The 14632-nt window shown below is 30.7% G+C and carries 8 protein-coding genes; all 8 read right to left on the reverse strand.

Features of this window, described 5'->3' with window-relative positions; translation table 11 throughout:
* Positions 1-5: 5 nt before the first annotated feature.
* The 8 genes from BM335_RS10500 to BM335_RS10535 are packed head-to-tail and all read right to left on the reverse strand — an operon-like array spanning position 6 to position 14606.
* On the reverse strand, positions 6-2330 hold the full coding sequence (locus BM335_RS10500) for a GH92 family glycosyl hydrolase (protein ID WP_090226832.1): 2325 nt from the start codon (positions 2328-2330) through the stop codon (positions 6-8).
* Between the two features lie 3 nt (positions 2331-2333).
* Positions 2334-3686, reverse strand: a complete 1353-nt coding sequence (locus BM335_RS10505; RefSeq protein ID WP_090226837.1) for an alpha-L-fucosidase — start codon at positions 3684-3686, stop codon at positions 2334-2336.
* Positions 3687-3689: 3 nt separating this feature from the next.
* Positions 3690-6020 (reverse strand): glycoside hydrolase family 20 protein, encoded by a 2331-nt coding sequence (locus BM335_RS10510; protein ID WP_090226841.1) that lies wholly within the window; start codon positions 6018-6020, stop codon positions 3690-3692.
* 42 nt (positions 6021-6062) lie between these two features.
* Positions 6063-7043: a type I phosphomannose isomerase catalytic subunit gene (locus BM335_RS10515; protein WP_090226845.1), complete on the reverse strand. Its 981-nt coding sequence runs from the start codon at positions 7041-7043 to the stop codon at positions 6063-6065.
* Positions 7043-10189 (reverse strand): beta-galactosidase, LacZ type, encoded by a 3147-nt coding sequence (locus BM335_RS10520; protein ID WP_090226849.1) that lies wholly within the window; start codon positions 10187-10189, stop codon positions 7043-7045. Before BM335_RS10520 ends, BM335_RS10515 begins: the two co-directional genes overlap by 1 nt.
* A gap of 21 nt (positions 10190-10210) precedes the next feature.
* Positions 10211-11230, reverse strand: coding sequence for a glycosylasparaginase (locus BM335_RS10525; RefSeq protein WP_090226853.1), 1020 nt, complete (start codon positions 11228-11230; stop codon positions 10211-10213).
* A gap of 10 nt (positions 11231-11240) precedes the next feature.
* Positions 11241-13481, reverse strand: coding sequence for a GH92 family glycosyl hydrolase (locus BM335_RS10530; protein WP_090226857.1), 2241 nt, complete (start codon positions 13479-13481; stop codon positions 11241-11243).
* A gap of 6 nt (positions 13482-13487) precedes the next feature.
* Positions 13488-14606: a glycoside hydrolase family protein gene (locus tag BM335_RS10535; RefSeq protein ID WP_090226861.1), complete on the reverse strand. Its 1119-nt coding sequence runs from the start codon at positions 14604-14606 to the stop codon at positions 13488-13490.
* Positions 14607-14632: the final 26 nt, after the last annotated feature.

Consider the following 14632-nt stretch of genomic DNA (forward strand, 5'->3'; position numbering starts at 1 on the left):
TAATTTTATTTTTTTGAAGTACTTAATGAATAAGGAGCGCTCTCAACTGCTGTCCCCCAATCTTTATTTGGAAGATTGTTCATGCTAAATTGTAAAGTTCCTCCTTTTTGAATAGCATCAAATTTTATAAAAGTATTGTTGTAAGGTTTACCATTTAAATCTGCGTTATCAATATAGAAATTACTTTCTGAATTATTTTTTGAAGTGATTTCAAAAGTATTTCCGTTTTGCAAATGCAACGTTGCTTTTTTAAATAATGGACTTCCAATTACATATTCGTCGGCTCCCGGAGTAACTGGATAAAAACCTAAAGAACTAAACACATACCAAGCAGATGTTTGTCCGTTATCTTCATCACCACAATAACCATCTGGAGTTGCAGCATACAATTTGGTCAAAACATCTCTTACTTTTTCTTGTGCTTTGTATGGTTGATTAGCATAATTATACAAATAAATCATATGTTGAATTGGCTGATTTCCATGTGCATAATTACCCATATTTGCAATTTGCATTTCTCGAATTTCATGAATTGTTTGTCCGTAATATGAATCATCAAATTTTGGCGGCATTTCAAAAACTTCGTCTAATTTTAAAGCAAATTGTTCTTTTCCTCCCATTAAATCAATCAAGCCATTTATATCATGAAAAACAGACCAAGTGTAATGTAAACTATTTCCTTCTGTAAAGGCATCGCCCCATTTTAAAGGATTAAATGGAGATTGAAAACTTCCATCTTCATTTTTTCCACGCATCCAATTGGTTTCTGGATCGAATAAATTTTTATAATTCATAGATTGCTTAAAGTACTTATCTGCAATCTTAGTTTTTCCTAATTTTTCTGCCATTTTTGCAATGGTAAAATCCGCATACGCATATTCTAAAGTTCTAGCAGCATTTTCATTAATTTCAACATTATATGGCACATATCCTAAAGTATTGTAATATTTTAATCCCGCTCTACCTACTGAATTTACGGGTCTTCCATCTGCAACCGTTGTATTTTTAAGCATTGCTTCTAATAATAATTCAACATCCATATTCTTAACACCTTTCAAAAAAGCATCAGAAATAATTGGAGCAGAATTTGAGCCAATCATACAATCTCTATGTCCTGGACTTGCCCATTCTGGTAACCATCCAGATTCTTTGTAAGTGTTTGCTAAACCTTGCATTATTTTACTGTTTAGTTCTGGGTACATCATATTAAAAAATGGAAAAACTGCCCTAAACGTGTCCCAAAATCCATTATCAGTAAACATATAGCCTGGTAAAACTTCTCCGTTATATGGACTGTAATGTACAACCTCATTATTAGCATCAAACTCGTAAAATTTTCTTGGGAACAACAACACTCTATACAAACTTGAATAAAAAGTTTTAATGTTATCTATATTTTCATCTTCTATTTGAATTCTACCTAATTCTGTTTCCCAAACTTGTTTTGCCTTTTCTTTCGTTTGATTAAAAGTATCCGTACCAATCTCTCTAGTTAAATTTAATTGCGCTTGTGCTGGACTTATAAATGACGATGCAACTTTTACATGAACTTCTTCCCCTTTTTTGGTTTTAAATCCAATAATTGCACCCACATGTGCTCCTTCGCTATTTGTTGAGTTTTCTATTAAGTTCCAGCCATCAATCCAAGTATGATTTATTTCAAAATCTTTATCAAATTCAGCAACAAAATAATTATGAAAATTTTCTGGAACGCCACCACTATTATTTCTACAATAGCCAATAATTTTGCGTTCTTCAGGAATAATTTTTACCATAGAACCTTTAAAAAAAGCATCCAACATAATAAAAGATTGTTCCGATTGTGGAAATGTAAATTTAAAATGAGCAGCTCTTTCTGTTGGAGCAACTTCCGCAACCACATCATAATCTGCTAAATAAACTGAATAATGATAAGGTTTTACAGTTTCTGCCTTGTGAGAAAACCAAGAAGCACGTTCGTCTTCCTGAAATTTTAAATCGCCCGTAGTTGCCATTAAAGAAAATGCCGCATAATCGTTTATCCACGGACTTGGTTGGTGTGTTTGTTTAATTCCTCTAATTTTGTATGCATCATATTTATAAGTCCAACCGTCACCCATTTTTGAAGTCATTGGTGTCCAAAAATTCATTCCCCAAGGCGTTGCAATTGCAGGATATGTATTTCCATTTGACAAAATAAACTCAGAATCTGTTCCCATTAACGGATTAACATAATCCACCAAATTTATTTTAGAAATATTTGAATTTGTCTCGTTACTTTTATTTGTATTGCAAGAAACAATAGTTATTAAAAACAATACAAACAAAAATTTAAAAGTGTTATTTTTCATAATTTATTGGTTTAGTTCAACAGCGTTTCCGTGACCTCTATAGAGTTTTAATTCGTCTTGTAATTCAACTTCTATTATTGTTACGTACTTATCTAAATTTTTCTGGTTAGGAATTTCAATTCTTAAAATCCCAGGAATATTATTCCAAGCTGCTCCGCCATTTCTTTCAAAATTTAAGGTTTGATTATTTCCTAAAACTTTAATAGATTTAACTTTGTTTTGAATTCCTTTTAATGAAATGTAATTTTTAGGAGCATCAAATAAACATAAGTAAATTTTAGTTTCGTCTTTACTTAATAATGTTGGTCCGTAAAAATGCCCGTATGGTAAACCCGCTTTAGAATTAAACACTGCTGTTTCGTATTTTTTAATCCATTCTCCTAAAGCTTCTAAACGTTCAACTTGCTCTTCAGCAATAGTTCCATCAGGTTTTGGACCAATATTTAACAATAAATTTCCTCCAGAAGCAATTACTTCAACAAACGTTCTTACAATTTGTGATATAGGTTTGTAATTGGTATCGGTAGGATAATATCCCCAATTATCATTCATTGTCATACAAAATTCCCAAGCTCCTTCAGGTCTCACAACTGGAATTCCTTGTTCAGGGGTACTATAATCGCCATGTGTTTTTAATCTAGAGTTTACAATTACTTTAGGATTCCAAGCTAATAAAGAGTCTTTTAAAGATTCTGCCCTCCATTGTTCGCTAGATTTTTCCCAGTCGCCATCAAACCAATACAAATCTGGATTAAAATTAGTGCTCAATTCTTTTAGTTGATTATTATTAAACTTAATAAAACGTTGCCAAGGTGATAAGAATTTCTGATTTTTTTGTGGATAATTTTTTCTTGTATCAGGACGAGGAAAAACCACCTCATAATCTGGATGTGACCAATCACATAAAGAATAATACAATCCAACTTTTAACCCTTCATTTCTTAAAGCAGTAACATAAGGTTGTACCAAATCTTTTTTAGCAGGTGTTTTTTCTCTTACATTTAACTTGCTAAATTTTGTATCCCATAATGCTACACCATCGTGATGTTTAGTAGTAAGCACTGCATAACGCGCACCTACTTTTTTAAATAATTTTGCCCATTCATCTGGCTTATAATTTTCGGCTGTAAATTCTTTACCTTGTAACATATAATCTTCATAAGAAATTCTTTTATGATACATAGACCAAGATTCTCCGATTCCTTTTACACCATAATATCCCCAGTGAATAAAAATACCTAATTTAGCATCTTTAAACCATTCTAAACGTTCTTCTTTAGTTAATTTAGTTTCTTGAGCATTTATTTGATAGCTAAATAGAAATAAAATTATTAGTACTGTATTTATACCTTTCATTTTTTAATCGATTAAAATTTCATCAATAAACAACCAAGTATCTCCACCTTCTGGAGTATTTTTTAAATTAGTTGCAATCACTTTTACATATTGTGCATTTTGAGCTGAGAATTCAATTTTGAATTCTTTTAACTCTGAACCCGGATTTTTAGCATAAGCTCTTTCTACATTTCCAACCCGTTTGTAATCTTTACCATTTAATGAAACAAATACCTCAATTTTTATTGGATAATATATTCCTGGACCTTGATTTTCCATAGAGCCAACTGTTACTTCACTAATTGAAGTTTCTTTTTCCAAATCAATTACAACTTCCATATCTTTTCCTAACCAAGCTTGCCACTGACCATCATGAAAATTTTTGGTACCTCTTAATGTATTTACCAAAGTAAATTCACCTGCACCTTGATAGTTATCATTATAAATTTCTTTATAAGAAACTTTTTTACCAACAGCTTTATGAAATTTAATAGTTTGATTAAACTCCTTTCCTATTGGCTGATTATTTTCAAATAAAGAAGCTTTTAAATTTGTAGTTTCTGTAATTTTAATTGGTTCTGAATATTTTTTTGATGTGCTATTTAAATCAGTTCCATCTATTATATATCTTATATCTGAATTAGGAAATTCATTTTTTAGCAATACTTCTACTATATTTTCCTCTAACTTTATTTGAGTATCTGCAGTTACTAAATAGGCACTTTTTGCATAATTAATATCTAACAACTCATATCTTTTAAACATAGAAGTAATTCTGTTAGTAAAATAATTCCAATCTCTTAATTCTTTTGGGGACCAAAGCGCTTCTGACAAAGCAGCTAATCTTGGAAAAATCATATATTCTGAATGTGATTCCGTTTGTATTTGTTCTGACCAAAGATTTGCCTGCCCTCCTAAAATATGTTTTTTTTCTGCTTCGGATAATTCTTCTACAATTGGATCAAATTCATATACTTTACTTAAAGGCGTATAACCTCCCCAAGCCAAAGGTTCTTCATTTTGAGGACCTTGATAATGATCAAAATAACAATGAGAACCTGGCGTCATAATTACATCATGACCTTGTTTTGCCGCTTCTACACCGCCTTTTACTCCTCTCCAACTCATAACTGTTGCTTCTGGCGCTAAACCGCCTTCTAAAATTTCATCCCAACCAATTAAACTTTTACCTTTTGAATTAATAAACTTCTCCATTCTTTTTACAAAATAACTTTGTAATTCTTCAACATTTTCAAGTTGTTCAGTTTTCATTCTTTTTTGGCAATTCGGACATTTTGCCCAATTTGTTTTTGTTGCTTCATCACCACCAATATGAATGTATTTTGAAGGAAATAATTCAATAACTTCTAGCAATACATTTTCTAAAAACTCAAATGTTGAATCTTTTCCTGCACAATAAATTTCTGTTATTGGCCAAACACCACCTGAAGGAACACCAATTGGTGTTTCAAAACAAGACAACTCAGGATACGAAGCTATTGCGCTCATAACGTGTGCTGGCATTTCTATTTCAGGAATAACTTCTATACCTTTAGCTGTTGCATACGTTACAATTTCTTTAATATCTTCTTGAGTATAAAATCCTCCATAAGTAGCTTCATCTTCTGGTGTAGTTACTCTTCTACCATCCCAATGCAAATCTTCTTGATCCAATCTAAATGCACCAACTTCTGTTAATTTTGGATATTTTTTTATTTCAATTCTCCAACCTTGATCATCTACTAAATGAAAGTGCAAAACATTCATCTTTAGCATTGCTAAACGATCAATGGTTTTTTTGATATATTCCTTTTTGAAAAAATGACGTGCAACATCTAAATGAAGACCTCGATATTGAAAACGAGGTTGATCCTTTATTTCCATAACTGGAATAATCCAATTCGCATTTGATACTTTTTCTTTACTTTCAATTTCAACAGGCAATAATTGACGAATAGTTTCTAAACCATACATAAAGCCTTTAGCGTCTTTTGCTGAAATTGTAATTTTATCTGGAGCAACAGTTAATTGATAGGCTTCATTATTTAAATTATTGTCTAAAATAAACTCAACATAATTATTTGTTGGCGCTTCTTTTGTTACTTCTAAATTCCAATTTTCTGTATTTTTAAACTTCTCTAATAATATATTTGTTATTACTAAATCATCCTTAAAATTAACCACAAATTTTGTGTTTTCTGTAAATTTAAACACACCTTCTCCTAGTGTAAATTCAACTGGCTGTGGTATTATTTTAATATCATTTTCTGTAAAAACTTTAGCCTGCTTACCGCAAGAAAAAAGTGACACAAATACCATTATTGCTATGATTTTTGAAAATCCTAATCTTTTCATTTTATCTAAATTTTATCTAAATTTTATCTAAATTTTATCTAATTAACTGATATATACTTCTAATAATTCTGACTTTTCGCTTGCAATTAATTGGTATTCTTTTAAAATAGCTGGTATTAAAACCGTTTCGCCTTTCAATAATTTAACTTCTTCAAAATCATCATTTTTTATGGTAATCTCACCTTCAACACACATATAAATTATAAATGAATCTTTATTGGTATTGTTTACATTTAACACTCCATTTATTACAATTATATTTGTTGTAAAATATTGACAGTTTACTATTGGAGATGATGCGTTTAACTCCTTAACATACGTTGTTTTATATTCATTTTGCGCTGAATAATCAATTGCATCTAACGCTAATTCTGTATGAAGTTCCCGTGAATTTCCCTCATCATCTAATCTATCCCAATCATAAACTCTGTACGTAATATCACTTGTTTGTTGAATTTCAGCTAATAAAACTCCAGCACCTATTGCATGAATTCTTCCAGTAGGAATAAAATAAACATTTCCTTTATGTACCTTTTCTTGATTTAAAATTTCTAACAATTTCTTTTCTTCAAGATGTTTTACATACGCTTCTTTTGAAGTGTTTTTATTAAAACCTACAATTAAATTCCCTTCAGTTTCCGCCTGCATAACATACCACATTTCAGTTTTACCAAATGAATTATGACGTTCATTTGCCAGTTGATCATTGGGATGTACTTGAATACTTAAAGCTTCTTTAGCATCAATAAATTTTATAAGAAGTGGAAAATTATTCCCAAAGGCTTTATATACTTTTTCACCTACTAATTCAGCTTTATAAGTACTTAATAATGTTTTTAAAGATTTATCTTTTAAGGCACCATTACTTACTATTGAAATATTTCCATCAACATCTGAAACTTCCCAACTTTCACCTATATCATTTCGTGTAGATTTTTTATTAAATAATGTTTTCAGCTTTTCTCCTCCCCATATTTTCTCTTTTAAAATTGGATTGAATTTTATTGGATAATTTATATTCATTATTGCTTTTTTATTTTTGGACTAATTTTAAATTTAAAACTATATTCTTTTTCAAGTAGTCTATATTTTTCAAGAGGTAAATCTCCCCAACTAGTAATACTACCTAAACCCATTTGTTTATAATCTATTTGAAAATTTGTTAAATCTCTTTCGCTTATATCCGCAGCATTTCTTTGATCTTTTTTAATACCATCATCTAAATCCTCACTTAAATAGTGTAAAGCTGTAATATTAAAAAATGTATTAGATTCTACTTTAATTTCAATATTATTACCAAATAATTTACACCATCTTATATCTGTTTTATTTCCAGTTTCTTGAGGTCTTATATAAGGAAAATATTGTTCAGACACTGTTTGATTGTGAATTCCTACTTGAGAACTATAATTTCTATCCATATAGTTTTCATGAGGCCCTTCCCCATAGTAAGAAATGGAATTAAAGCTTTTTGGCATTATAAGTTGCATTCCAAATTTAAATAACATCGGAGTTTCTTTATTTTTATCAATACTCAATGTTTGCTGTACAATTAATTCTCCATTGCTATTTATTTGATAAATTAATTCTAATACCGAATTTACGTTGGCTAAATTATATACTGCATTTACCGTAATTGTATTTTCTTTTGAAATTTTATAACTCCAACTTAAAAGCTCTGCTTTTTCAATTGCTTCTTTCCATGGTAATAATTTCACCTGTAATCCAGCTCCAATATCATTATCACTTGGAGGTCTCCAAAAATTTGGAAGCAATTTATTTCCGTTCTTTATAATATCTTCATTATTAAATTTGTAACCATTCACAAATCCTGTTTTATTATCAAAAGAAATAGTAGCATTCTCACCTTTAAAAAGCGTTGAATTTTTTTCCTTTAATATGTTTAATTTAGAAACTCCTTTAACTGTTAAGTCATTTTTATAAATTCCACTTAAATAAAGTTGTTCCGAAGCAATTTTATACCCTTTTGATAAAAATGGCTCAGCTACTTTTAGATGATAACTTATATTTAGAAAGGCCTCACCAGCATTAATTTCCTGCATATTTATCGGCAAACTATATCCTTTTGTTTGTTGTGGATTTACTTCTAACTTATCAATTATACCATTTGCTTTTTCTTCACCATTAACTATTAATTTCCATTTTAAATGTACATTACTTAAATCTTTAAAAAAGAATTCGTTAAATACATTAATAGTAACAGTTTCTTTATTTTTCCAAGAAGTATGAATATCTTGATACACACTTTTAACTTCAAAAGCATGTGGATTTGGATCTCTTTCAGGAGTAAACACCCCATTATTTAAAAAGTTATTATCACTTGGCACATCTTTAGGACCAAAATCTCCACCATAAGCAAATATAACACTTCCATCTTTTCTTGTTTTATAAACAGATTGATCTATCATATCCCAAATAAAACCACCTTGAAAATTATCATATGTTCTTATTAAATCCCAATAATCTTTTAAATTCCCCATAGAATTTCCCATTGCATGAGCATATTCACATTGAATATAAGGCCTTGAAGGATTAGGGTTTTTTAAAATGTATTTTTCCATACCGCTAGGCGATGAGTACATTGGATTAATAATATCTGAATTCCATTCAAACCTTACGGTTGCATCCCATCCTAAATTTGCTCTTTCATATTGAACTGGTCTCGATGCATCACGTTCTTTCATCCATAAATAACCTCGATAAAAATTATAGCCATTACCAGCCTCATTCCCTAAGCTCCAAATTATTACTGAAGGATGGTTTTTATCTCTTTCTAACATTCTACTTAAACGCTGTAAATGTGCTAATTCCCAACTTGGTTCATTTGCAAGGGTTTTGGTTAATTCATAACCCATTCCGTGAGACTCAATATTAGCTTCGTCAACTACATATATGCCATATTTATCACATAAATCATAAAAATAAGGATCATTAGGATAGTGAGATGTTCTAACAGCATTGATATTGAATTGTTTCAGAACTTTAATATCCTGTTCCATTCGTTCTTTAGAAACAGTTTGTCCAGTAGTTGGATCTGTTTCATGTCGATTTACTCCTTTAATATAAATTGGCTGACCATTAACTAAAAGTTGACCATTATTAATTTCAACTTTTCTAACACCAACTTGTTGTGGAATAATTTCACTTACATTTCCTTTTTTATCTCTTAAAATAAAATTAACCGTATATAGATTTGGTGTTTCAGCTGTCCACTTTTTAACATTTTTTACAAAAAATTCTACTTTTGGTTCTTTATCAGATTCCGTAAGATTAATACTTTTTGAATCAACTATATTTTTCCCATCTTTTAATAGTATGTCTAAAGAGTACTTGTCTTTTTTAGTTATTGGTGAAAATAGTGTTGAAATTTGTATTTTAGCATTGGTATAACTAGCATCTAACTCGGTTTTTACTTCAAAATCTTTTAAATGTACTTTATTTCTAGCATACAAATAGGTATCTCTAGTAATCCCTGTCATTCTCCAAAAATCTTGACATTCTAAATATGCGCCATCACTCCATCTCATGACTTTTAAAACAATTGAATTTTTACCGATTTTAATAAATTTATTAAGTTTAAATTCTTGCGGTAATTTTCCATCTTCTCCGTAACCAACATACTCACCATTTACCCAAACTTTAAGATTTGACTTTGCTGCACCAACGTGAAGAAACACATCTTTTTCTTCCCAACTTTTATCAATAGTAATTTCTCTTCTATAAATTCCTACATGATTTTGTGATACTGGAACTTGTGGTGGATTCACTTTAATTAAATTATCAAATTCATACGTAGCATTAACATAAACAGGATATCCGTAGCCATTCATTTCCCAATTTGCTGGAATTTTAAAATTATCCCAACTAGCATCATTAAAATTCACATCTTGAAACCCTGACGGCAAATTAGAAGAATTTTCTAACCATTTAAATTTCCAAATTCCATTTAAGCTTTTATAATTTTTTGATAATTTCCAATCGTTTTGTAAGGACAAGCTCTCATTTTCATACACATAATATGTTGTATGCATTGGTTCTCTATTTTCTTCATTTATCTTTTCGTTTAACCAAAAAGGAAGTTTTTCTTGACCATTTATGGATGCATTAAAAGAAATTACTCCCATTATTATTAACAAGGCTTTTTTCATACATAAATTATTTTATAAAACTCAATTGTCCCAAGACATTTTAAATTGCGCATCCTCCATTCTATTTCCATTTTCTTCATCATAAACTGCGTAATTAAACCCAGAACGCAAACTGTAACCAGCGTGTTCTCCATGTTTATTTACGGCAATAAAACCAACTTGTAAATATTCCATGTCTTTATGATTTTTGTGCTTGTTGTAAATGCGCTCAACAATTTCTTTACAAGCTTCAAAAGGTGATTTTCCTTGACGCATTAACTCCACAACCATGGCACTTCCAGCGGTTCTAATAACTGCTTCACCCAAACCAGTAGCTGCTGCTGCGCCAACTTCATTGTCTAAAAACAATCCAGCTCCAATAATTGGAGAATCACCTACTCTACCATGCATTTTCCAAGCTGCTCCGCTTGTAGTACAACCACCAGAAATATTTCCATCTTCATCAATCACCAACATTGAAATTGTATCATGATTTTCAATATTAATAACTGGTTTGTATTTAGATTCTTCCAACCATTTTTTCCAATCTTTTTCAGCTTCAGGTGTTAATAAATTTTCTTCAACAAAACCTTCAGATAAAGCAAATTGAAGTGCTCCTTGTCCCGATAACATTACGTGTGGTGTATTTTGAAGTACTTTTTTTGCTACTGAAATTGGATGCTTAATACCTTGTAAAAATGATACCGAACCACAATCACTGTTATGATCCATAATACAAGCATCTAAAGTTACTTTACCTTCTCTATCTGGAAAGCCTCCGTAACCTACACTTCTAATAGTTGGATCTGCTTCTGGTATTTTCATTCCTGCTTCAATAGCATCTAATGACGATTTTCCACTTTTTAATGCCTTCCAAGTGGCTTCATTTGCTGGAAAACCGTGATTCCAAGTAGAAATAATTAGCGGCTTTTTTGGATTTTTAATTCCTGTTTTTTTAGTAGAAATTTCCTCTTTTTCAGTAAGTTCTTTACAACTTAAAACAGTACTAATTCCTATAGTTCCTAAAGTGGCTTTTTTTATAAAATCTCTTCTGTGTGACATAAACTTGGTTTTAATTATACACTTTTGAACTTGTTGCCATCGTGTTTTTTACATTTTTATTCGGAAGATTTCCCATTGTTAAGATCAATGTTCCTCCATTCATTATTTCTGAATGTTTGATATAATTTCGTTCAATTAGTTTACCATTTAATTTAATAGTTTGAATGTATTTATTTTCAAAACTATTGTTCATAGTTTCAATTGTAAACTTTTTTCCATTTTCTAAATTTAAAGTTGCCGAATCTATAATTGGCGAGCCAAAAGCGTAAATACCTTGTGCTGGATTTACAGGATAAAAACCTAAAGCGCTAAACACATACCAAGACGACATTTGTCCACAGTCCTCGTTTCCACAATGTCCGTTTGGTTCATTTTTATATTGTGTTTCTAAAATTTCACGCACCAATCCCTGTGTTTTCCAAGGTTTTTCAATGTAATTGTATAAATAGGCTACATGATGACTTGGTTCATTTCCGTGTGCATATTGCCCAATCATTCCGGTACTAAAAATTGGTAATTTATCTTCTGGAAGTGGATTTAGTGAAAACATGGTATCTAACTTTTTTTCAAACAATTCATTTCCTCCAATAATATCAATTAAATCTTCAATATTATGTTGTACAGACCAAAAGTATTGCCATGCATTACTTTCACAAAAATATGGTGTATATTCTTTTGGTATAAAATCTTTTACAAACTCACCATTTTTTAATTTTGGGCGCATAAATGTACTTTGAGAATCGTACACATTTCGCCAATTTTCGGAACGTTTTAAAAACGTATTATAATCTTCTGTTTTACCCAAAGCTTTTGCAAACTGTGCAATACACCAATCGTCATACGCATATTCTAATGTTTTAGAAACCGACCAATTTTCATGGTGTTCATCAACAGGAACGTAACCTAGCTCCATATATTCATCAATTTGTCTGGAATTGTCTGTTGCACTTGCAATACAAGCTTCAAAAGCAAGCTCAATATCAAAATTTTTAATTCCTTTAAAATAAGCATCTACAATTACTGGAACTGCGTGGTAACCAATCATCATGTTTGTTTCATTTCCTTGCATAGACCAAACTGGTAATAAACCAGTTTCTTTGTAATGTGCTAACAAAGAATTTATCATATCTGATGTTCTTTCTGGATGCAGAATAGTGTATAATGGATGCGCCGCTCTGTACGTATCCCAAAGTGAAAAAGTATCGTATCTATTAAAACCATTAGCTTTTTCGATACTATCATTAGCTCCTTTATAATTCGAATTATGATCACTTAATAAAGTTGGTGCTAACATAGATTGATACAACATTGTGTAAAAAATATGTTTTTTGGTTGTATCATTTGTTGAAATTTCAATTTTACTGAGTTCGTTTTCCCATTTTGCTTCTGCTTGTTGTTTAATTTCATCAAAATTAAAATCAGGAGCTTCAATTGCTAACGATTTATGAGCTCCTTCAATATTTGCTGAAGAAATGCCCGTTTTTAAAATAATTTGTTCGCCTTCAATAGTTGCATACTCTAAAATAATTTTGGTGTTTTTTGCAGTTACTGGTGAAGTTGTTAACGTATCATTTTTAAATAATTGATATGTTTTAAATGGTTTAGAAACTTTAATTACAAAATATACACGTTGGTCTTTTGCCCAACCAGTAGATTTTCTGTACCCTTCAATAGTTGAATTATCAACAACATTTAAATACGTTTCTGTTGGACTGTCCCAATTTAATGCATACCCTAAATCAATATGAATTTCTGTTTTATCGTCTTTCGGAAAGGTATATTTATGAATTCCAGTTCTTTCAGTAGCTGTTAATTCTGCTTTAATACCATAATCTAACAAATCAACTGAATAATAACCTGGCGAAGCAGTTTCTTTATCATGTGAAAAACTTGAAAAAGGTTTGAAACTATTTTTTTCAATTCTTTTTGAAAATTTACTATTGGTTGGCATTACCAAAATATCATACAAATCTCCTGCTCCGGTTCCTGTTAAATGCATGTGTGAAAACCCAGAAATAATAGAATCTTGGTAATAATAACCCGCAATTCTGTCCCAACCAGGAATGCCAATATCTGGACTTAATTGTATCATTCCAAAAGGGACTGTTGCTCCCGGATAGGTATTTCCAGGACCATCAGTTCCAATAAATGGGTTTACATAGTTTGTTAATTTCTCACTTTTTGCATCTGGTTTTGAACAACCAAAAAGAATTCCAAATAGAATGATATATATAAGTCCAAAATACTTCATAAATTACTATTTCAAACTTTCTTTTGTTTCTTTAATTGCTTTTAAATACTCTGGTGCAATTGCATTACCATCAAAAAATGTGATTCCTTTAGCGCCATTTTCTTTTGCTAATAAAATTGCTTGTTTAAATTCATCTACAGTTTTAAAATCTGGCATATAAATTCCTGTATTAATGCCAATTCCTTTGTCTTTTACATCTTCAACACCTTGTTTGGTGGCAAAGCCAATCCAATCTATCTCTTCATTATAAAAACCGTGATAAATCATTGGATAAACCTCGTTAATTGTCCATTTATCCCAACGTTGACGTACCATGTGATCTGCCATTTCTGGATAAGGGAAAACGGCAGCTGTTAAGTTTTTGTTGTATTTATGCACAATTTTATACGCATCATTTACCACATTTCTAACTGCATTTAAACGGAATTGTTTCCATTCCATATCAATGTCTGTATCTTTAATATTTCTTGGGTTTTTATGATGTGTTTTTTCAAATTCACTAACACAAACATCACAGTAACAAAAATCGAATTCTGGCAATTCTTCATCTTGTACTAAATCGTATTTTGGTAGCAAACCAATTGGCAAGAAAATATCTGAGAAACGAATGTAATCTAAATGTACACTTTCAATACCATCAACTTTTGCTAAACCTTCAACCAAGCTTAAAACGTGGTTGCGAGATCCTTCTCTAGTTGGGCATAACCATTGGTAATAACCAACATACGGACGCGTATCAAAACACGACTTTCCTTCTCTACTAACAGCGTACCATTCTGGATGTTTTAGTGCAATAGTGTCTCCAGGACGATTCATTGCCATAATCCACGCGTGTACTTTTAATCCCTTTTCTGTAGCAATTGGTGTAATTCTTTTTAACAATTCTGGATCGGTTCCTGTGTTGATTAAAACCTCATCAATTCCTGCAGATTTATATTTTTCAAACTCTTGTGCATATTCTTCGTTCGATTTTTCATTATTTGCAGTAGTCCAAACGCCAAATTCAAAAGAATTTTCTGTTTTAACCTCTTCTGATATAGAATTTTCAACTTTATTTTTATCTGTTGTATCACAAGAAAAAATACTTAATATCAGTGCAAAAAAAAGTAATTTTTGTAGTTTCATATGTTAATATTTATTATTTTTAATTG

Origin of the sequence: Lutibacter maritimus (assembly GCF_900116115.1) — a bacterium.
Classification (GTDB): Bacteria; Bacteroidota; Bacteroidia; order Flavobacteriales; family Flavobacteriaceae; genus Lutibacter; species Lutibacter maritimus.

Coding starts and splice junctions, on each gene's coding strand:
- BM335_RS10500 (WP_090226832.1), bottom strand. CDS start 2,330: ATGAAAAATAACACTTTTAAATTTTTGTTTGTATTGTTTTTAATAACT.
- BM335_RS10505 (WP_090226837.1), bottom strand. CDS start 3,686: ATGAAAGGTATAAATACAGTACTAATAATTTTATTTCTATTTAGCTAT.
- BM335_RS10510 (WP_090226841.1), bottom strand. CDS start 6,020: ATGAAAAGATTAGGATTTTCAAAAATCATAGCAATAATGGTATTTGTG.
- BM335_RS10515 (WP_090226845.1), bottom strand. CDS start 7,043: ATGAATATAAATTATCCAATAAAATTCAATCCAATTTTAAAAGAGAAA.
- BM335_RS10520 (WP_090226849.1), bottom strand. CDS start 10,189: ATGAAAAAAGCCTTGTTAATAATAATGGGAGTAATTTCTTTTAATGCA.
- BM335_RS10525 (WP_090226853.1), bottom strand. CDS start 11,230: ATGTCACACAGAAGAGATTTTATAAAAAAAGCCACTTTAGGAACTATA.
- BM335_RS10530 (WP_090226857.1), bottom strand. CDS start 13,481: ATGAAGTATTTTGGACTTATATATATCATTCTATTTGGAATTCTTTTT.
- BM335_RS10535 (WP_090226861.1), bottom strand. CDS start 14,606: ATGAAACTACAAAAATTACTTTTTTTTGCACTGATATTAAGTATTTTT.